The organism is Streptomyces sp. iso_384, assembly GCF_056172905.1.
The window spans coordinates 3943988-3964032 of sequence record NZ_JBWBTT010000001.1 but is presented as its reverse complement, the minus strand read 5'-3'; the positions used below and the strand labels follow the sequence as shown (position 1 = coordinate 3964032).

Annotated in this window: 12 protein-coding genes, 1 tRNA gene and 2 pseudogenes; 6 read left to right on the top strand and 9 right to left on the bottom strand. The window is 66.0% G+C overall.

Annotation, left to right across the window (positions count from 1 at the left end):
• Window positions 1-527: 527 nt before the first annotated feature.
• Complete coding sequence (locus AC0VY3_RS17680) at window positions 528-1070, bottom strand: hypothetical protein (RefSeq protein WP_475549996.1); 543 nt, start codon at window positions 1068-1070, stop codon at window positions 528-530.
• Complete coding sequence (locus tag AC0VY3_RS17675) at window positions 1070-7414, bottom strand: polymorphic toxin-type HINT domain-containing protein (protein ID WP_475549995.1); 6345 nt, start codon at window positions 7412-7414, stop codon at window positions 1070-1072. The genes AC0VY3_RS17680 and AC0VY3_RS17675 overlap by 1 nt, the downstream gene beginning before the upstream one ends.
• 747 nt (window positions 7415-8161) lie before the next feature.
• Here AC0VY3_RS17675 and AC0VY3_RS17670 point away from each other — a divergent pair.
• A complete protein-coding gene (locus tag AC0VY3_RS17670) occupies window positions 8162-9355 on the top strand; it encodes a hypothetical protein (RefSeq protein WP_475549994.1) in 1194 nt (397 codons plus the stop codon).
• A gap of 1181 nt (window positions 9356-10536) precedes the next feature.
• On the opposite strand, the gene AC0VY3_RS17665 is transcribed toward AC0VY3_RS17670, so the two are convergent.
• Window positions 10537-10610, bottom strand: a tRNA-Ala gene (locus AC0VY3_RS17665).
• Window positions 10611-10853: 243 nt separating this feature from the next.
• Between AC0VY3_RS17665 and AC0VY3_RS17660 the strand changes: the two are divergent.
• A pseudogene (locus AC0VY3_RS17660) lies at window positions 10854-10951 on the top strand (IS5-like element IS4811 family transposase); the annotation flags it as partial.
• 73 nt (window positions 10952-11024) lie between these two features.
• On the opposite strand, the gene AC0VY3_RS17655 reads toward AC0VY3_RS17660, so the two are convergent.
• The 6 genes and pseudogenes from AC0VY3_RS17655 to AC0VY3_RS17630 all read right to left on the bottom strand — a co-directional run bounded on the left by AC0VY3_RS17655 (window position 11025) and on the right by AC0VY3_RS17630 (window position 14812).
• Window positions 11025-11435: a hypothetical protein gene (locus tag AC0VY3_RS17655; RefSeq protein WP_475549993.1), complete on the bottom strand. Its 411-nt coding sequence runs from the start codon at window positions 11433-11435 to the stop codon at window positions 11025-11027.
• Entirely contained in the window at window positions 11392-11697 is a 306-nt protein-coding gene (locus tag AC0VY3_RS17650; RefSeq protein WP_475551696.1) for a nucleic acid/nucleotide deaminase domain-containing protein, read from the bottom strand. Before AC0VY3_RS17650 ends, AC0VY3_RS17655 begins: the two co-directional genes overlap by 44 nt.
• 176 nt (window positions 11698-11873) lie before the next feature.
• Window positions 11874-12685, bottom strand: a pseudogene (locus AC0VY3_RS17645) (IS5 family transposase).
• 81 nt (window positions 12686-12766) lie between these two features.
• Window positions 12767-13584 (bottom strand): IS5 family transposase gene (locus AC0VY3_RS17640; protein WP_475551695.1). Its coding sequence is split into 2 segments (ribosomal slippage): window positions 12767-13242 and window positions 13242-13584, totalling 819 coding nucleotides; the frame shifts between segments, so codons are not numbered across the junction.
• Window positions 13585-13633: 49 nt separating this feature from the next.
• Window positions 13634-14442 (bottom strand): IS5 family transposase gene (locus tag AC0VY3_RS17635; RefSeq protein ID WP_475549992.1). Its coding sequence is split into 2 segments (ribosomal slippage): window positions 13634-14094 and window positions 14094-14442, totalling 810 coding nucleotides; the frame shifts between segments, so codons are not numbered across the junction.
• Window positions 14443-14572: 130 nt separating this feature from the next.
• Window positions 14573-14812 carry a hypothetical protein gene (locus tag AC0VY3_RS17630; RefSeq protein WP_069753380.1) on the bottom strand — a complete coding sequence of 80 codons (240 nt, stop codon included), beginning with the start codon at window positions 14810-14812 and terminating at the stop codon, window positions 14573-14575.
• 464 nt (window positions 14813-15276) lie between these two features.
• Between AC0VY3_RS17630 and AC0VY3_RS17625 the strand changes: the two genes are divergently transcribed.
• Genes AC0VY3_RS17625 through AC0VY3_RS17610 form a run of 4 tightly spaced genes read left to right on the top strand, consistent with a single transcriptional unit; the run spans window position 15277 to window position 20034 of the window.
• The gene (locus tag AC0VY3_RS17625) at window positions 15277-16476 is read left to right on the top strand and encodes a polyprenyl synthetase family protein (RefSeq protein ID WP_475549991.1); all 1200 of its coding nucleotides are present in this window, start codon (window positions 15277-15279) and stop codon (window positions 16474-16476) included.
• Window positions 16473-17996 (top strand): phytoene desaturase, encoded by a 1524-nt coding sequence (locus AC0VY3_RS17620; RefSeq protein ID WP_475549990.1) that lies wholly within the window; start codon window positions 16473-16475, stop codon window positions 17994-17996. Before AC0VY3_RS17625 ends, AC0VY3_RS17620 begins: the two co-directional genes overlap by 4 nt.
• Window positions 17993-19021, top strand: a complete 1029-nt coding sequence (locus tag AC0VY3_RS17615) for a phytoene/squalene synthase family protein (protein ID WP_475549989.1) — start codon at window positions 17993-17995, stop codon at window positions 19019-19021. Before AC0VY3_RS17620 ends, AC0VY3_RS17615 begins: the two co-directional genes overlap by 4 nt.
• Window positions 19018-20034, top strand: coding sequence for a Rieske (2Fe-2S) protein (locus AC0VY3_RS17610; RefSeq protein ID WP_103511132.1), 1017 nt, complete (start codon window positions 19018-19020; stop codon window positions 20032-20034). The genes AC0VY3_RS17615 and AC0VY3_RS17610 overlap by 4 nt, the downstream gene beginning before the upstream one ends.
• The last annotated feature ends 11 nt before the right edge of the window (window positions 20035-20045 follow it).

Below are 20045 nucleotides of genomic sequence, written 5' to 3'. Positions count from 1 at the left end.
AGCATGTGCCGGGCGGCTGAAATCCTGTCCACTCAGCACCTCAGACGCATACGCGGCCCCGGGAAGTCAGTGAGGTACCTGGCACTGAGCTAGCTCAATGATCCCGCCGATGTTGTTCAGGTAGGGCAGCGCGTGTCGTGCAAGTTCCTGGGGCTGACACCCATAACGCTGAGGCGAGACTGTCTTTGAAGGTACTGCTGCCCGACCCGCTGCAGGCGTTCGCCGCCCGCGCGGTGGCGGGCCAGGAGTTCCGCGGGACACTCCACCGGAACCGGCCACGTAAAACTGCGACAACAGGGCCTCCTGGCGCTCGGGTTTCTACGCCCACGTCCGGCTCCGCCTCCAGCGCGACGCCGTCGACCTCCTCAGCCGCACCCTCCGTGACCCCGCGGAGGGCACCAGCGGGCCCAACGACAGCGATGAACCGCCACTCGTCCAAACCGCTGTCCACTGACGTTGCCGTCAATCGCTGCCGTCAAAACGCCAAGAAGGCCCGCCAGTCTTGGCGGGCCTTCTCAGTCAGCCACTCATGGAAGCGAAGGAAAAACTTCTTCCCACGCCTTCAACCGCCCATCAATCTCTCTGGGTGCCAGTCTCGCAAGACCCAGGGCTGGCGAAACGAGATTCTTAGCAGCCCTCAGAATTCGAATCTGCGCAATGTCGAGGGCGCGCCATTCTACCGATAGATCACGAGCTTCATCGCTTGAAATCGGAAGCTCTTGAAATAGGAGGTCGATTAGATGCCCCGGATTGAGGATGTCGACTTCAGTGTTCACCGGAACCTGCCGCAAAAGAGCCACAGAGAGATTCAGGCGGCGAATCACGCTCTCACGCTGATCGATAGAGCCCAAGGCCACCGCAGCCTCGAGAGCGTACTCAAGTGCCAGCGAACAGGTAGCCCACGACTCCACGGGCAGAGAGCTGCACTCGTCCGTCAGGCGCATCGTCATCAGCTCAACGACGCCAAGCCACTGGTCGCTACCCAGGTCAGGGACTCTCGGAGCGTGCGCGGCCAGGACCTCAGAGAGCGACCGCAGGTCGAGCGACGCCAGATCATCTAGTCCGATCATCAGAAATGAACTCCCGCCGCAGCAAATGCATCTCTACCGATTTGTAGACTCTCATTCGATGGCCGGAAATGACCACTGTGGTTGTTGATATCCAACCCGAAGAACCCGTCCCCCGATGAGCCAGCGATATCAGCTTCACCGGCCGCGCGAACCGGGGCCCCGCGGGAGAGCACCGAGTGTGAAATCTCTTGACCATCGACAAACTTCGGCACGACTACGAGGCTTCCGTCCTCCCGAACCGCCCATTTGATGGTCCCGGAACCGACTGCGGAATCAAAGCCGGCAGATCCAGCGCCAGAAGGTGTAACACCCAATCTGTCCGCCAGAGAAAGCTCCCGGTCAAGGGTTTTCGACATTTTATTGTCGAACACTCCGCAACTGTTGTGCACGAGTACCGGCGTGGCGCCAGCCAGTACATAGTACGTGTGCATGTCGTCGACGGTGAGGTTGTATGTGCGTGCCTGCTGGTCGTAGCTTCGGTTGCCTGTGACCGTCGCTGTTCCACCCGAGTCGGTGAGCAGTGTCATGCCGGGCTTCAGGCCGTCCGCTGTGATCCAGCGATTCTCGGACGGGGACCAGAAGGGGTGCTCGTGCGTGGCAGTGAGCTTGCTGGCGCCGGTTTTCGAAGTTATCGAGAGTTCATTGAAGTGCTTGTCGTCCTCCGTGACGATGAGTGCAGTGACGCGGCGAGCCCCCGTTTTTCCTGTCTCGGGATCCGCAGCTTGGACTTCGTCTCCCGGTTTCACCTCTTCAATTTTTTTCGTCGTGCCGTCGGCCATCAGGACTTCGGTTCCCGCGAGAAAGCATTTTCCGCAGCCGCCTCGATTGAGAATCTTGGCCATGATGGCCTGGAATCCTACGTTCCCACAGATGGGGCAGGTATCAGGTGTCGGGATTTTATCTACGTGCTTCCAGCCGTCGTAGAACTTCCTGAACTCATCGCACCCCTGCACGAAGCTGAAGGAACACTGCTCACGCAGGAAGAGTTCCGTATTGAGCTCAATGCTCATTTCAGGCTGGTAGTACTGCCACTTCGTCACCATCCCGAGGAGGTTCGTCAGGTCCCTTTTCTTACCGACGTATAGGTGAATTGCCTTCTTCGGCGGAAGCTGTGACTCTCCGGAGCCGAGGTTGGTGGTCGGGAGATGTGAGTTGTCGATTCCGTCATCTGGGTTCAGGTTGATCGGGAAGTCGGGGTCAGGCTTTCCGTGGTTCTGTCCTCCGTCATCCGGCTGGCACCGTCCGTTTCCGGGATCCATGCACAGGCCGCTGGGGTCGGAGTAGGTGACCGGGTTGTTGTTGGAGTAGGTGTAGCCGTGCATTTGCTGGGCGTCGGCTATGTCCATGATCGGGTCGACGCTGATGAAGCGGCCGGTGGCCGGGTCGTACTCGCGTGCGCCCAGGTGGGTGAGGCCGGTGTCGGTGTCTCGGGTTCCCCCTACGAACCCCTTGTCGCCGTCCCAGGCAGTGGGCTCTGCGCCGCGGGGCGCCCCGAAGATGGTGCTCTGCCGGCGAGTGACCGTCTGGCTGCTGTCTGCGGTGACCTGGGTGGTGCTTGTGCCGTTGTGGTCGCTGATCAGGAAGGTGATCTTGCCGCCGGTACGTACGGCTGCCGTTTCGTCGGCGGCCGTGTAGTAGCGGGTGCCGGTGACCTTGCTGGCCTTGTCCAGGTGGAGTTCGTTGCCCTTGGGCAGGTAGAGCGTGGTCCCGGTGGAGTCCCGGCGAATGAGGCGCTGCCCTGCTGTGTCGTAGAGGTAGCTGGTGGTGTCGGTCACCTCGCTGACGGATGCGAGGTGCCCCTCAGCGTCCCACTTCAGGTCCTGGGTGGCGTCGTTGCCGATCTTCCGGGTTTCGGTGTTGCCGGCGCCGTCGTAGGTGTAGGTCTCGGTGCGGGCATCGGACCCACTCTGTGTGATGCCGGGCAGATTGTGAGTCCCGGCTTCCGGTGCGGCGTACGTGCGGACTGTGTCCGTTGCGGGCCCCGCGGCGGCGGTGTGCTGGGTTTCGGTCTTCCGGTTGCCCACGGCGTCGTAGGAGTACGAGGTCCAGTACGGGTCGGGTCCACCGACCGTGCTAACGGAAGCAGGCGCAGCACAGTTGTCGGTGGAGGTCCAGGCTTCGGTGATGCGGCGCAGGGTGTCGAGTGCGAAGCACTGGGTATCGCTGAGGGCAGGGGCATCCTGACCGGTGACGGTCTGGATGCGTTTGATGTTGCCGGCGGGGTCGTAGGTGTAGCGGACGTCGTCGATACGCTGGGGGGCCGCCTCGCGGTCGGTGAACGCGCGGGTCAGCGCACCGGTGTGCTGGTCGTATTCGTTGGTCTTCCACAGGTGCTTGGCGAAGGCTCCGAATTGCCGCTCGGCCAGGCGTCCGTAGTGGTCGTATTTGACCGACGCCAGAAGCGTGTCGTCTCCGGCGGAGACCGACATGGGAAGGCTCGAGCCGTAGGCGTAGGCGTTGACGACGTCCTCTTCCGGGAGGCCGCCGACGGCTGGTTGTGCCGTCTCCATGAGCTGCCCGGTGTGCGGGTTGTAGACGTCGGTCCAGGCGTAGGTTCCCGCCAAGGCGCCTTCGGCAGTCGGGATTGTGACAGTGGTGCCTACAGGTGTGTAGAGGGCGTTGTAGTTGTTGATGGTGCTGGTGTAGGCGTCATTTCCGTTGTGGCGGGTGGTCCTGTAGAGCTGGCCGAGGCCCTTGATGGCCTTGTCGTACTCCCAGGAGGCGCGCTTCGTGGTTCCTTGCGTGAGTGCTGTGGGGCGTCCCAGGTCGTCATAGTCGGTGTGCAGCGTGATCTTTCTGCCATCGGTCACGTCCGTGGCGCGACCGCCCTTGTCGTAGACGGTCGTGGTCTCGCCCTTGTCGGGGTCGTCCACGTAGTCCTGGCGGCCCGCCGCGTCATAGCCGTAGGCCCACTTGGCACCCGAGGGGTCGGTGACCTGCTCGAGGCGTCCGTGCTTGTTGTAGGTGTACTTCGTCGACTGCGATGTGGTGCGACCGGTGTTGGTGTACTGCTTCAGCTCCGTGATCCGGCCCAGGGCGTCGGCCACCGTGGTGCTGGCGGTACCTCCCGACGGGGGTACAACGGTGGTGGTGTCTCCGGTGTACGTGGTGATGGTGCGCTTGGTTTCGTCGCCGAACTTCTTGGCGATCACGGCAGTGACGCGGCCGGCTCCGTCGAAGCGGGTCTCCGTGGCGGAGGGGTAGTTGAGTTCCTGGGCGGTGACGGGCACCGGCTCGGCTGCTCCGGTAGCGTAGTAGACACCCGAGTTGCGCCATGCCTGCCCGCGGCTGTCGTAGGAGGTCTCGGTGATCAGCCGCCCGGCGTCATCGGGCGACGGGTCCTGTGTCTCGATCTCCCGCAGAAGCCCGTCGTAGAACGTGTACAAGGTCCGGTAGGCGCCGTTGTGGTTGAGCGCGGTGGTGGTGACGAGGACGGGTCCGTTGTTGCGAATCTGGTAGGCGAAGGTCTGACTGGGGCTGTCGGGGTAGGTCGCTGCGGAGCGGGTGGGCTGCCAGATCTTAGTGACCCGGCCCAGCGGGTCATAGATCGCTGAGGTGACGCGGGCATTGGCGTCGGTCACCTTGAGCGGCTGGCCGCGCAGAGGGTCGAGCTCAGTGGTGATGGTGTGGCCGAGCGGGTTGACGACCTGCCTTTTGGTCGGCACCTGTCCTGTGGCGGGGGTGTAACTCGTTCTCGTCGTCTTGCCGTAGACGTCGGTGACAGAAAGCGCCCGGCCGTAGACGTCGAAGTCGGCCGCAGGCGTCGATCCCGTCGTTGTGTAGCCGGTGCCCGCTCCGTTGATGGTCTCGACCTTGGTGGCGTTCCCCTTGGTCGGTGCAGCGGTGAGCGACGTGGCTCCGTCGTAGTAGTTCCGCTGATCACTGATCACGCCGTCTGCGCCTGGGTCAGCGACCCCGCACAGGGTGGCGACGGTTCTCTTCTGCGCCACGAGGCTGAGCAGGTTGGTCGCGGTGTTGGCCGCGTAGGTCGTGGTGGAGCACTTCTCGTCGTTCGTCCTGGCCGTGTCACCCGTGTCTGACTCTGTGGCGACCTGTCCGTACTTGTTGAAGGTGCGCGTGATCGAAGTCTTGTACTCCCCCGCGGCGGTTTTGGTGCGTGCCTCGTCCTTCGCCGTGCCGCTGAGATATGCCTGCAGATCGGACTGGCCGGTGCGGGGCCGGCTGGCCGTTGCCGCGGATCGCCAGGGTGTGTAGGAGATGGCTGAGACGAGTTTGCTGGTGTCATCCCCGTTGTAGGTGATGGCTTCGCGTACGCGGCCGGCGAACTGTTCCCGGTCAATGACCGATACACCTGCGGAGTCCTTGACGGCCGCCCCGTCGACTCCGCGGAAGTAGCGGGTTTCGGCGAGGGTCGGGCCCTCTTCGGTTCCGCCCTTGCGTGTCTGCACTCGGCCGTAGCCTCGCGCGACGGAGTAGGTGCGGTCGTTCTCCTTGATGAATTCGTCGGTGCTCTTCGTCCAGGCGGCACCGTCGAGGTAGGTGTACTGGGTGGTGGTATCGGGCGTTTCGGCGACGTTGTCACCCTCGAGAACCTTGGTCACCACATAGGAGTTGAACCAGTCCTCCTTCGCGGTGTTTCCTTCGAAGGCCCACTTGACCGGGTAGCAGCGCGTCTTGTTGGTCCCGTCCGAGGGGGGCAGGGTGGTCGCGGTGCAGTCGGGTCGGGAGTACTCGGCTCCGACTGTGCCGCCGCTCTCGTTGGTGACCTGGTACATGCGCAGGCGGATGAAGGGGGCGAGGCCGTCGCCGGTCTTGTCCACCCGGTTCGCCATCTGGACGCCGGCGAAGGTGATCGGGGGCAGAGTGGTGCTGCCTCCCGCTTTTCCGGTGTGCTGGATGGACTCGAGCCACATCGGGGTGGAAATGCCGTCGCCTGATGCGGGGAATCCCTGTTTGAGCGTCCAGGTGTCGACTGGTGCGTAGGAGCCGCCGGTGAGGAGACTGGTGTTGATGCTGGTGAGCCTCTTGCGGGACCAGAAGCTTGGCGAGTACTGGTCCTTGCAGTCGGTTGCTTCTTCCTTGCAGTAGAGGTCGAAGGGCACGTCGGGCCAGTTGGAGGCGTTGGCTGCGTTGAATGTCCCGCAATTGGTCAGGCAGCGCTCGGTCACCCCGAAGTCGACGCGGGCCATGGCCTTGGCCGTGTAGACGCTTTCGTTGCGCAGTCCGTACTCGATGCGATCGAGGTAGCCGGCCCGCTGGTAGGGGGTGGCAGTTGCGGTGCCGGTGGTGGTGGAGACGTTGCGCCCGTAGTTGTTGTTCTCGGTTTTCCAGTAGTAGGCCATCGCGTTGCCGTGGGGGTCGACTACGTAGTCGAGCTGCCAGCGCCAGGCTTGCTGGCACCAGGCGGAGGCGAAGGACACGTTGTAGCAGGGCTCGCCCGTTTGGTTGCCGAAGACCGGCATGGTGAGGGTGGAGTTGGTGAGGGGGTCGTCTGCCCCGGTTCCGTGGTCGCTCCAGCCCTTGAGCTTGTTGAGCCCGAAGAAGTACTGGGTTCCGTCGGTGGCCGTGATCTTCCAGTGTTCACCTACGCCGTCGACGCCTGCTGTTCCCTTGTCGCCGTTGTCCGCACCAGTGAGCTTTTCGACCTTTTCGCCGCTGTCCTGCTCAGGGTGCCAGCCTTTGGCAGCGTCATAGATGAGTTCGGTGGTCTTGCCGCCGAGGGAAAGGACAGCGTTGTTGTTGTACCAGCACTGGTCGCCGACCTTGGTGGCGCTGCCCTCGTCCTTGTCGTCGTTGCACGACTTGTAGCGCCGTTCGATGTATCCGGGCTCCATCGACCAGCCGTCACCGATCCAGCCTGCTTGGTTGTTCGAGGCTGCTGTCCGCCCGTCGACGCTCTGGGAGGAGTATCTGAGTTCGACTTTGGGCACCAGGTCACCCGGGACCGCGGGCATTCCGATGTCCGTGGACCAGTTGAAGGATCCGGTCGAGTTGCCGGCGTTCCAGGCTCCCGACGGCTGCAGGGGGGTCGCCTTGAAGCTGCCGGAGGTGCCTTCGGCGCCAGCGACGGCCGCCAGGACTGTGGGGGTGGCGGCCATCGCTGTGGCTGTTGCGCTGAGAGTCTTGCGTTCTGTGTCGTTCGAGGATCTCAGCGGCTGAGCGTTGCGGCACTGGTCCTTTTGCGGTGTGGTCAGCGAGCAGTTGGGCAGCTGGACCAGCCGCAGTCGGGCTGCCCAGTCTCCGCCGTAGGCGTCTTTGAAGGTGTCGTAGTCGACGGTGACCTTGACGGACTGCTTCTGTGCTGCCGTCTCGTCTGGTGTTACGGAGAGCAGCAGGCCATCGACACCCGCTTTGTCTGCTTTCGATCGGCTCGCGACTGTCACTCTGAGCTTGGAGGGTGCGCTGGTCTTGCCACGTTCTTCTGCGCTCTTGGCAGGCGTAAGTGAGACGGGAAGCCGACCTGCTGGCGTAGTTCTCGCCTTGGTGGGATCCAGTACCAGGTCAGCGCTGGCCGCGGTGGGCCAGTCAACGTTGAGTGAGCGCCATGGGGAGCGCTCTGCGTCGTTCTTACGCTTGTTGGACCCGAATTTGACGGGTTCTACTGGCACAGCTTTGGGTTGCTTTATTGCTGCGCGGGAGGTTGTGGGGATCGCTTCAGGGTCTGCTGCGATTGCGGCTGCGGGCAGCAGCCCCAACAAGAGTGCTGCGGACAATGGCGCAGCCATCGATGACCTGCCGAACCAACGCATGACCCACCCCTTGCCCACCCCGTGAATGACCGTCGGAAACTAACAGAGCCTTCACGAAAAAGTCACTCCCTCCCTCTTGCGTCGACGAGCAAAGCGACACAAGGAGGGACGTAGGGCGCAAGTTCGTTACGGTTGAAACGCGTTGACAGTCAGTCAGTATGGGCCTTTTCTGACAACAAGTGATCATATCGATTAATTGCGTTGTCGATCACTACTGTAGTCGCTTAGGTGCGGATTCCTTTCGACTGTTGACCGGGCAGGTGGCGGCTATATGGTCTGGAGCGAAAATCTTTTACTCCTGGGGGGAGCGAAATGAGTCGATTTACGAGACGGGATGGGCGAAGGCCCAGACCCCTCTTTCAAGCCATATCTTTGGCTTTGGTGACAGCCTTCGGAGCGGTCGGCGTGGTGGTGCCGACCAGGTCCGCGTCTGCCGCCCCGCCTCGGTCTGCCGCGGCAGATACGCCTCTGGACGACGGCTCGGTCAGCGAGGAGGACAAAGCGCTTCAGGTGGCGAAGTCCTTTGGTAAGCCAGCAGAGTTGGAATCTGCACGCACCGAAACGTCTGACACCTGGGTGCTGCCTGACGGCTCCTTCTCCGTGAAGCGCTACGGCTCGGCCGTGCGGCTGCTGCGTGACGGTGCCTGGGTGGCGACGGATCCGAGCCTGGTGTTCGCGGCGGACGGATCGGTCGTGCCGAAAGCTTCCACGGTGAGCGTCATGTTCTCAGGAGGCGGGTCAGGCCCGCTGCTGTCCGGGGTCAAGAACGGCCGCACCCTGACGCTGTCTTGGCCTACTGCGCTGCCCAAACCCGTTCTTGCGGGGAACGTGGCGACCTACAGTGAAGTGCTGCCCGGAGTCGATCTCCAGCTCAAGGCAGAGGTGGAAGGGTTCTCCCAGCTGTTCGTGGTCAAGACTCCTGCAGCGGCCGCCAACCCCGCTCTGAGCAAGCTGACTTACAAGATGAAGACCGTCGGGCTGACTGTCTCCAAGGACGCCGAGACCGGAAGCCTGGCTGCCGTCGACCCGGCCGGGCAGACCGTTTTCACGAGCCCCACGCCCCTGATGTGGGACTCGACTACAGCATCATCAGCGCCTTCCGCCAAGTCCTCGCTCAGCTCGCAGGAGAGCCCTCTTCCCTCGGAGTCGTTCGAACCGCCCCCGGGGTCGACCGACGCGCAGATGGAGACCACTGTCGGGTCCGACACCATCGAGATCAAGCCCGATCAGGCACTCCTGCAGGCGTCCGAAACCACCTACCCCGTCTTCATCGACCCCTCGTGGGCGTGGGGAGAGAAGGAGAACTGGACCCGGATCTACAAGCAGTACCCCAAATCCTCCTTCTGGAACGCGAACGAAGTGGCACGCGTCGGGTACGAGGCTCAGACCTGTTGCCAGAGCCGGGTCTCGCGATCGTTCTTCCAGGTCGATACGGACAACATCAAGGGCGCGCTTGTCCCGCAGCATCCGGATCACCAGGAGCGCGGCGAGGACGTCGGTCTCGGACGCCTCCGGCTGGAGACGTCCCTGGGCACGTCGGCAGGTCTGGTCGTACCGGCGGGCGATCTCCCCTAATCGCTTCTCGTCGTACTCGATGCCGAAGGGATCCTTGCGCCGGATGCCCCCGGGGTCTGCCAGCATGTGCGCCCAGGCGCGCTCCCGGTCGACCTCGGCTTCCGGACGGTCGGACCGGCGGGGCCTGCGTGTCGTCATGACGACGACTCCTCTCGTCGTCCGTGTGACGACTGAATCGTGCGACGGTTCAGCCGGGCGGCCGTTTTACTCCCGGACGGGCGGCACGACGGCTCGCTCCCCGCACGCGGCGGCGTGAGCGCGCTGCCCTTCCGGGCCCAGCGCGAACGCACGGCCGCCGCCGTGGCCAGGGTGAATGCGGCCAGGACCGCGACTACGTATTGCGAGACGACGCTCTCGATGACGGACTTCCACATGATGATCGGCGCGCACGAACGTGCGCGGACTCCTCTGCTCGGCTCGGTGCTCCACGGGAACGCGCCGGAACAGCACGGCCTGTCGGACGGCGGGACGCGACGGCGCGAGCGGCCGACGGAGCGTCCCGGTGCCACGAGTCTGCCGGGCACGGTCAGATGGCACATGCCACCAGCGGCCCCGGCGCATCATTCGCCATGGTTCGCCAGCCCCAGCCACAAGACAAAGCTGCATAAAACTGATCACTGAATGTCGCCTTCCGGATGCATCGCGTAGGCCAACAGCGCTTGCGGAAGCGCCAGTTCGGGGCACCAGGCAGGATCAGCCGCCCCGGAAGACACCCGGCACGCCGACCGACCACCACCACCGCGGGTCGCCGCATGAGGGCGCCAAGAAGTCCGGCCCGGCTGCGCCGCACTCGGCATCAGCTGGGCCGCAGGGAGCCGATCAGGTGTTTACGCCGGCCCTCTCCGCGCGCCGCCCGGCGAGCACGGTCGGCGCCGCTCCCGGCCGCCGGTCTGCCCGCCGGGTCCGGCTGGGGCTCACGCCGTCGCCCGCCAGTCGCCACCGGCCCGCCGCCGCAGCTCCACCCGGGCCGCAGGCGACTACCTGGCCGAAGTCGACCAGAACGGATGCCAGTGGATCCGGACCGACAGCAGAAGCAGGCGGCGGCGCAGCTCGGTGACCCGGTACCGGGTGGCTTTGTTCACGAGAACCGGTTCTGGCCCAAGTTCTGTGGCTGAAGAACTCTGAGCGACAGATGGAACGTCTTCCAGACGTCGAAGCAGGCTCCAGGAGAAGAGGCAGGACAGGGCTGGCCGGATTCGAACCGACGTCCTCCCACATGCGGTGAAGGCGCGACAACCACTGCGCTACGAGCCCTGTCCTGCCAGGGATCATACGAGCCCTGGCACCTCACTGCCTCGAATATCCCAGGTCAGACAGACGACTCGCCGTGACGACTTCACAGAAGTGTCGTCGAAGGACACGTCAAACCGGATCAAGATGCTCAAACCCCAGATGTTCGGCCGCGCCAGCTTCGCTCTCCTGAGACCGTGTTTGAGACCTGCCGTTTCCCGTTACCGAGGCGTTCGCTGAGCTCACCGTGAGCGGTGTTGGGGGCGGGTATCCGTCAGATCTGACGGATGAGCAGTGGGCGCTGGTGGAGCCGTTGCTCCCACCTGCGCGGGTGGGCCGAAGGGTGGTCGGCGGGAGAGACATCCTCTCAGTCGAGATCTACCCGTACTGCGGTCCCGTCGATGCTGAGAGGCTCAGCATCGACGGGACTCGACGAGGATCAGGGGCAGCCCCCCTTTACGTGGACGGCACTTCCATAGGTGTGTGCGTCCGCCTTCTCCACATCGAACCCGGCTGACGCGAGGATCTGCAGGACTGCGTCCCGCATGCAATTCTGCACGGTTTCGTAGTGGCGAATCGCGTGGGGCAGGTTCGTGGGATCAACCCCGATTTCTAGAAGATTTGCTGCTGCGGTCGCGAGACCTTCCTGAGTGCTCCATTCCACGAGAACACCGCCGTCGGCCAGAGATTCCACCAGAACATTCGCACCGGGCGCATCTTGCGAGTTTCCCTGAAAGGCAGGAAGACCTGCCTGAGTCAAGGCATCACAGGCTCTGTCGGCTAGTTCCTTACGCCGGTCCATGACATCACGCGTGGCTGTCGACGGTAGATCGAATCCGTGCTGGCTCATGTGTCTCCATCTCATGCCGCTGCTCCTGCAAGTCTGCCGAAGACCGCGCCACGCGACCACCGCCAGCCTGCATGACGTACTTCGCCAGAAGTTGCTTGGCCGCACTTTCGATGCCATCGAAATACGGAACCGACCATGTGATGGGCGTGCCTGCCTTGAGGGCCCCGGACAACTCAGAAGCACAGGACGTACACGGCTGCCGCTCCGTATACAAACTGGTGATCCTGCTGGGGTCGACCTTCTTCGCCTTTAGGGACCGTATTGAGTTCCGATCAATGGGTGGCTCGGGTGAGGTCCTTGAGCCAGATCATCGAGGCGCGTAGGTGGAGGCCGGCGAGGTAGCTGTCGGGAGACTTGTCGTACCGGGTGGCGATGCCACGCCAGGCCTTCATCTTGTTGATCAGCCGCTCGACGGTGTTCCTCTCCTTACTGATCGTTTCAGAATGAGGTTCGGAGGCGCCTCAGGCAGATGATGCTGCAGGCGAGTTGGAGCAGTCCCAGGTGGAGGTCGGCGCGTATCTCGTAGCGGATGCGAAGTCGCTTGAACTGGTGAAGCCAGGCGAAGGTCCGCTCGACGACCCAGCGGGTTCTGCCCAGGCCGGAGCCGTGGGCTGTGCCTCTCCGGGCGATCTTCGGCGTGATGCCGCGGCCCCGTAGAAGGCGGCGGTACTTGTCGTAGTCGTAGCCGCGGTCGGCGAACAGCCGACGCGGCCGATGCCTAGGCCGTCCGCGCACCCCGCGAATACGGGGTATCGCGTCCAGCAGGGGCATCAGCTGCGTGACATCATGACGGTTTCCGCTGGTCAGCGAGACGGCCAAGGGGGTTCCGTGCCGGTCGACGATCAGGTGGTGCTTGCTGCCGGGCCGCGCCCGATCGACCGGCGAAGGTCCGGTGTGAGCCCCCCTTTGAGGGCCCTGACATGCGAGCCATCGATGGCGGCGTCGTCCATGTCGAGCAAGCCCGCGGACCGCAGCTCGGACAGCAGCAGCTCGTGCAACTGCGGCCACACTCCGGCCTCACTCAGTCCACTCCCGCAGACGCCGCCAGGCGGTCACACCACTGCAGCCGACCTGTTCAGCCGGAACATCCCGCCAGCTCACGCCCTTGCGCAGCACGTAAACGATGCCCTCAGCGCAGCGCGGTCATCCGCCGGCAACCGCCCCGGATACCGATGCCGCCTGGGCGGACGAACAGGTAACAGCGGGGCCACTCGTTCCCACAGGTCATCAGGCACAAGATCAGCGGACACCTGACAGATCCTCCCGACCAAACACCCGTCTGCCAAGCCCCACAACGAACTTCATTCTGAAACGATCAGTTAGACCGTGTCCTACGTGGTGAGGCGGAGGAGTCGCTTGTAGCAGCAGATGGCGGCGGCGAGGCCGAGAAAGGCCAGGTAGTTGCGGGGATTTCGTTCGTAGCGGTGGTTGAGCCGACGGTAGCCCGTGAGCCAGGACATAGTGCGCTCGATGACCCACCTTCGGCGGCCGAGTCGTTCGCTGGACTCGATGCCCTTGCGTGCGATGCGGACGCCGATGCGCTTGCCGCGTAGCCATTTGCGCAGGTGAGGAACGTCGTACGCCTTGTCGGCGTGAAGACGCTGAGGCTTGAAGTACCGGCCGCGGTGTGGGTCGTGTCTCGTTTGGTGACCGGCGACCATGGGCTTCAGCGCGAGGCTGTCGTGGACGTTGGCCGCGGAGATACCGACGATCAGGGGCAGTCCGTTCGCGTCCGACAGGACGTGCATCTTGGAGCCCGGCCTGCCCCGGTCCACGGGGCTCGGACCTGTGTGTTCGCCCCCTTTTTAGCGCGCACGTGGGCGGAGTCGAGGACTGCACGCGACAGGTCGAGCAGGCTGGCGTCGTAGAGCCGGTGCACGATCTCCTCGTGCAGTCGGCCCCACACGCCGGCCCGCGACCAGATCACGAACCTGCGATGGGCCGTCGACTTGGATATCCCGAAGCACGGCGGCAACGCGCGCCAGGCACAGACACTGACCAGCACGTAGACGATGGCCGCGAACACCGTCTCATCAGGCGTGTCCTGAGTGCCGCCACCCTGCGGCCGCACCTTCGACGGCGGGATCAGCGGCTTCGCGATCTCCCACAGTCCGTCCGGAACAATCCAACTCCATGTACCCCGCCCCATGATCAGCCCAACGACCACCTCACCACGTAGGACGGTCTTAGACGCCATCTCATTTGGCGAGTCTGCGGTAGCAGATGAGGGTGCAGGCGATGCTCGTGAAGGCGAGGAAGTGGTCGGCCTTGCGTTCGTAGCGTCGGTGGAGGCGGCGGCAGCCGGCGAGCCAGGCCATGGTGCGCTCCACGGTCCAACGATGGCGGCCCAGCCGTTGCGAGGACTCGACTCCCTTGCGAGCGATGCGATGGGTGATGCCGCGACCGCGTAACCATCGCCGCAGGTGGGCGTAGCCGTAGCCCTTGTCGGCGTGGAGTTTGGCGGGCTTGCGCCGCCGCCGGCCGCGTCGCGAGCGGATCGGCGGGATGCCCTTCACGAGCGGGATCAGAGCCTGACTGTCGTGCACGTTGGCCTCGGAAATGCCGACGGATATGGGCAGACCCGACCGTTCCGTGATCATGTGGATCTTCGAGCCGTACTTGCCCCGGTCGACAGGATTCGGACCTGTCAGGTCCCCCTTTTCAAGGCCCGCATGTTCACCGAGTCGATCGCGCACCGCGACCAGTCCAGCTCACCGCGGGCACCGAGTTCGTCGAGGACCAGGCGGTGGAGCTTCGCCCACACCCTGGCCTTCGACCACTCCGAGAACCGCCGGTGGGCGGTCGCTCCGGACGGGCCGAACGACGCCGAAGGCAGCTGCTGCCAGGTACAACCCGACGTCGCCACGAAGACGATCGCCGCCAGCACTTCCCGGTCGCCGTGCCGACGCCGACCACCACCCTGCGGCCGCGACGGCGCCTCCGGCACCACCCGCTGGAACAACGCCCACAACTCATCCGGCACCAACCGCTCAACGATCCCCACCATGACTCACAGAATACCGAGTCGCCCAAATGAGATGGCTTCTAAGATGGCACGGGTGAGGGCCCACACCGTGGTGGCGCGGGCCCTGACCCGTTCTGGAGCAGTTGCAGCCGGGGTGGACCCGGTTGCCGAGTCAGCGGACGAAGTAGCCGCGCTCCGCGTCGAAGTAGGCCTTCTGGCCCTTGATGTAGGTGATCCCGTACGGGCCGCCGAGGTTGCGGTACTCGCCGCTGGCCCAGCCCCCCTCGATCTCCGCGTGGCCGCCGCCGGCCGGGCCGTCCCAGCCGTTCGTCCCGTGCGCGGCAGCCGGGCCCGCGGCGACGAACCCGGCTGCGGCGACAGCCGCCAGCGTGATCGCGATACGACGCATCATGAAACCGCTCTCCATTCATGTCATCGGTACGTGCAGTGCGACCACCCTGACCGACGAAACCGCTCATGGCATATGCGGCGCGCGGATACCCCGACAAGGAGAACCTGTTCGGCCCCCGGCGCGGCTCACCCGTCGATGGATTCTCTTCAGGCGGCCCCCCGCACAGCGCCTGGGCCCGCAGCTGCACGGCTCGCTGCTCGTCGAGCATAAGAAGTGCTGCTACCGGGGCGGGCCAGCGTGCACCCGTTTTCGTGGGCCATATGGGCGTGGTCGCCGTCGTCATGACGTGTTCGGGGTGTTTCTCCACACGGAGTGTGCGACCGGCGTGATCGTCTCTGCATCAGAGCCTGCTTTCGCGCAGCGCGACTACTGATCTGAAGGGCACGAACGCATGCGTTTGGGGTACGCGCCAGGCCGCGGTGACGAATCGTTCGTCATCACCACTGATCTCGGGAAGGCGTGAGATGGGCCGTCACCACTGCCACTCGTCCGAGGACGCCCAGGTCGTGGACTCGGACGTGGTTGATGCGGTCCTGCGCACCGCGCGGGCAGTGCTGGCGGACCGAGTCGACGAAGCCCTACGGAGCGACGTCTTGTTCTGCGAGGAGTTGGCGCGGCGGGTCGCGGACTTCACGCTGGAGGGCGGTAAGCGGATGCGGCCCCGCCTTCTGTGGTGGGGGATGCGTTCCTGTGGCGCGGCTGAGACTGCGGCGGCCCTGCGGCTCGGGGTGGCGCTGGAGCTGATTCAGAGCTGCGCGCTGATTCATGACGACGTGATGGACCGTTCGCGGCTTCGCCGGGGGAAGCCTGCCGTGCACATCGGTCTGGCAGAGCGTGCGGGTCTCTCGCCGGATTCCGAGCGGGGTTCGGTCTTCGGTACCTCAGCCGCCGTGCTGGCGGGTGACCTCGCACTGGCCTGGGCCGACGACACGGTGGCGGAGACCGTACTGTCTGCCGTCCAGCGTCGTCGGATCGGCGCCCTGTGGCGGGCCATGCGGACCGAGATGGTCGCCGGACAGTACCTGGATCTGCGTGGCCAGGTCAGTGGCGAGTCATCAGTGGCGCAAGCCTTGCGGACCGCCTGTCTCAAGAGCGCTTCGTATTCCGTCGAGCGGCCTCTGGCGCTCGGCGCCGCCCTGGCAGGCGCCGATGAGCGGACCACAGACGCTCTGCGCTCCGCCGGCCGGTGTGCCGGTATCGCGTTTCAGCTGCGGGACGATCTGCTCGGGGTTTTCGGCGACCCGGGGCTGACCGGGAAGCCGTCCGGCGACGATATCCGCGAGGGCAAGCCGACCTACCTGCTGGCTGTCGCCCGGAGGTGGGCCGAAGCGGCGGGCGACGAACAGGCACTGGCCCTACTCGGTCGCGTCACGGGCACCGCCGACCTCACCGAGGAGGATCTCGCGGACGTACGCGGCATGCTCGAGGTGACGGGGGTGCGTGCCCATGTGGAGCGGAAAGCTACACGTCTCCACGACCATGCCGTACGTCGTCTGGGACAGGCCGTCGACGTGGATGCGCACGGCGGCCGCCAGCTGCTCGGTCTGCTGCGCACGGTTTCTGGAGAGCGGACTGGCCACTCCCCCACCGCCGGCGAGACGCGCAGCGGGGCGGCGGATGTCCACTCGGTCCTGATCGCGGCCGAAGGAGGTAGTGCCGGGTGATCACGGTCATGGGGCCCGTCGACCATGTGGTGGTGGTCGGTGCCGGTCTGGCAGGACTGGCCGCCGCGCTGCATCTGCTGGGCGCGGGCCGCCGCGTGACGGTCGTCGAGCGGGAAGGCGTGCCCGGGGGGCGGGCTGGGTTTCTGGAGTCGGGCGGCTTCCGTATCGACACCGGGCCGACCGTGCTGACGATGCCGGATCTGGTGGAGGAAGCCTTCGCCGCGGTCGGGGAGCGGATGACCGACCGGCTGGAGCTGATCAGGCTGGCCCCCGCCTACCGGGCCCGGTTCGCCGACGGGTCCCAGCTCGACGTGCACACCGACGGTGCTGCGATGGAGGCCGCCGTCGAGGAGTTCGCGGGGGCCAGGCAGGCGGTCGGCTACCGACGGCTGCGGATCTGGCTGGAGCGCCTCTACCGGGTGCAGATGCACCGTTTCATCGACACCAACTTCGACTCACCGCTCCAGCTCGCCCATCCCGACCTCGTCCGCCTCGCGGCGCTCGGTGGTTTCGGCCGGCTCGACGCGCGGATCGGGCACTTCGTCTCGGACGAACGGCTGCGCAGGGTCTTCTCCTTCCAGGCGCTGTACGCGGGCGTGCCGCCGGCGCGGGCCCTGGCCGCGTACGCGGTGATCGCCTACATGGACACGGTGGCCGGTGTGTACTTCCCTCGGGGCGGCATGCACGCGTTGCCCCGGGCGATGGCGGACGCGGCCGCCGACACGGGAGCCTCCCTCCGCTACGGGCAGAGCGTGACCCGGCTGGAGCGCTCGGGTGACCGGGTCACCGCTGTCGTCACCGACCAGGAACGCATTCCGTGCGACGCGGTCGTCCTGACTCCCGATCTCCCCATCAGCTACCGGCTGCTCGGCCGCAGCCCACACCGCCCCCTGCCCCTGCGGCATTCGCCGTCCGCAGTGATCCTGCACGCGGGCACGGACCGCACCTGGCCGGAACTGGCGCACCACACCATCTCTTTCGGCGCGGCCTGGAAGAGCACCTTCCACGAACTCACCCGCACCGGGAAGATGATGTCTGACCCCTCCCTCCTCATCACCCGGCCCACCGCGAGCGACGCGTCCCTCGCACCACCGGGCAGGCACCTCCACTACGTGCTCGCTCCCTGCCCGAACACCGAGGTCGGGCCCGGCGTACGGGAATGGCGGGAGCTGGGACCCCGCTACCGGGACGAGCTGCTGGCCGAGCTGGAGCGCCGCGAGATGCCCGGCCTCGGCGCGGCGATCGAGGAGGAGGGGCTGGTCACGCCGGCCGACTGGACCGCCCAGGGGCACGCCGCGGGCACCCCCTTCTCCGTGGCCCACACCTTCCCCCAGACCGGCCCCTTCCGGCCGCGTAACCTGGTGCGGGGCACGGTCAACGCCGTCCTCGCCGGCTGCGGCACCACGCCCGGCGTCGGCGTGCCGACCGTCCTGATCTCCGGGAAGCTGGCGGCGGAGAGGATCACCGGCCCCAGAGCCGCCCGGAATCCGCGCCCTGTCCCGAGAGGTTCCAGCGCATGACCGTCCACGAACTCGACGCAGCAGGCATCCATGACCCCGCGCTCCGGGCCGCGTACACCCGCTGCCGCGCTCTCAACGCCCGTCACGGCAAGACCTACTTCCTCGCGACCCGGCTCCTTCCCGTCGACCGGCGGCCGGCCGTCCACGCCCTGTACGGCTTCGCCCGCCGGGCCGACGACATCGTCGACGATCTCGGCAGCACAGCCACGCCAGGGGATCGCGCCCGCGCCCTGCTCGCCCTGGAAGCCCAGCTGGAGACGGGGCGGCGGGGGGCCCGGGCCGCCGAGCCGGTGATCCGTGCCCTGGCCGACACGGCGGGCCGGTACAACATCGACCATCGACACTTCACCGACTTCCTCTCCTCCATGCGCAGCGACCTGACGGTCGGCGGCTACGCGTCGTACGAGGAACTCGGCCGGTACATGCACGGCTCGGCCGCGGTGATCGGTCTTCAGATGCTGCCGGTACTCGGAACGGTGGTGGCGCGCGAGGAAGCAGCACCGCACGCGGCCGCGCTCGGTGTCGCCTTCCAGCTGACCAACTTCCTGCGGGATGTGGGCGAGGACCTGGACCGGGGCCGGCTCTATCTGCCGGCCGAGCTGTTGGCCGCGCACGGGGCGGACCGGGAACGTTTCGAGTGGAGCCGGAGTACGGGGATGCCGGACGCCCGGATCACCGACGTACTGCGGGCCGCCGCAGCCCACAACCGAACCGTCTACCGGGCCGCCCTGCCCGGCATCGCGATGCTCGCCCCGGTATCGCGGCCCTGCATCCGTACGGCGTTCGTGCTGTACAGCGGCATCCTCGACGCGATCGAGGCGGACGGGTACACGGTCCTGCACCGCCGGGCGGTCGTCCCGCGCCGACGGCGGGCCGCCGTGGCGCTGGACGGCCTGGTGCGGGCGGTCGCCGCACGCGCAGTGCGCCGGGGCCGAGCAGACACGGTCGCGGCGGTCCGGTCCGACGGGGCGTCCCGGCCGCGGACGGCCGGCGCCCCGGCCCCGGTGCGGGAGGAGGCCGTATGAGCCCGGCGGCAGGACACCCACGATCCCGGCGCATTCCCTTGCGGGTGCGGCGCGCGCCCGTCCCGTGGGAGCGTCAGACGCCCACGTGGCGCGAGGCGAAACCCGGACTCATCACGGAGGCCCTCAAGCGTGCGCAGAGCAGGCCTTCCGGCAATTGGTACGTCATCGGCGCCTCGCGCGACCTTCCTCCCGGGAAGGCCCTCGGCGTCACGGTCGGCTCCACCGAAGTGGTGGCGTGGCGCGACCGCGGGGGAAAGCTGCGCACCGGTCCGGGAGCGTGCCCGCATCTGGGGGCGCCGCTGTGCGACAGCCCCGTCCGCTGCGGCACGCTGGTCTGTCACTGGCACGGACTCGTACTGGACGGCGAACCGTTCGCCGGATGGGAGCCCTATCCCGCTTTCGACGACGGGGTCCTTCTCTGGGTGCGGCTCGACCGCATGGGGGGCGAGCCCCCTTCGGCACGTCCCTACGTACCCGCCCGGCCGAGGGCGCGGGACGCCGTCGAGGCGGTCTACTCCGGCGTAGGCCGCTGCGAGCCGGAAGACGTGGTGGCCAACCGCCTCGATCCGTGGCACGGCGCGTGGTTCCACCCGTACTCCTTCGTGGACCTGACGGTGACGGGAACCCCTGCCGACAGCCCGGCGGACGACGCCGGGTTCACCGTCGATGTGTCCTTCAAGGTGGCCGGGCGTCTGGTGGTGCCGGTCCGGGCCCGGTTCACGGCGCCCGAGCCCCGTACGGTCGTCATGCACATCGTCGAGGGCGAGGGTGCAGGGTCCGTCGTGGAGACCCACGCCACACCCATCGCTCCGGACGAGCGGGGCAAGCCCCGCACGGCCGTGACGGAGGCACTGGTCGCGGCGTCGGACCGTCGTGGATTCGCCGTGGCCCGGGCGGCCGCTCCGCTGATGCGCCCCCTGATGCGTGCCTCGGCCGGCCGGTTGTGGCGGGACGACCTGGCGTACGCGGAGAGGCGCTGGGAACTCCGCGACAGCGGGACGTTCCCTGGCTGACGAGTGGCCCC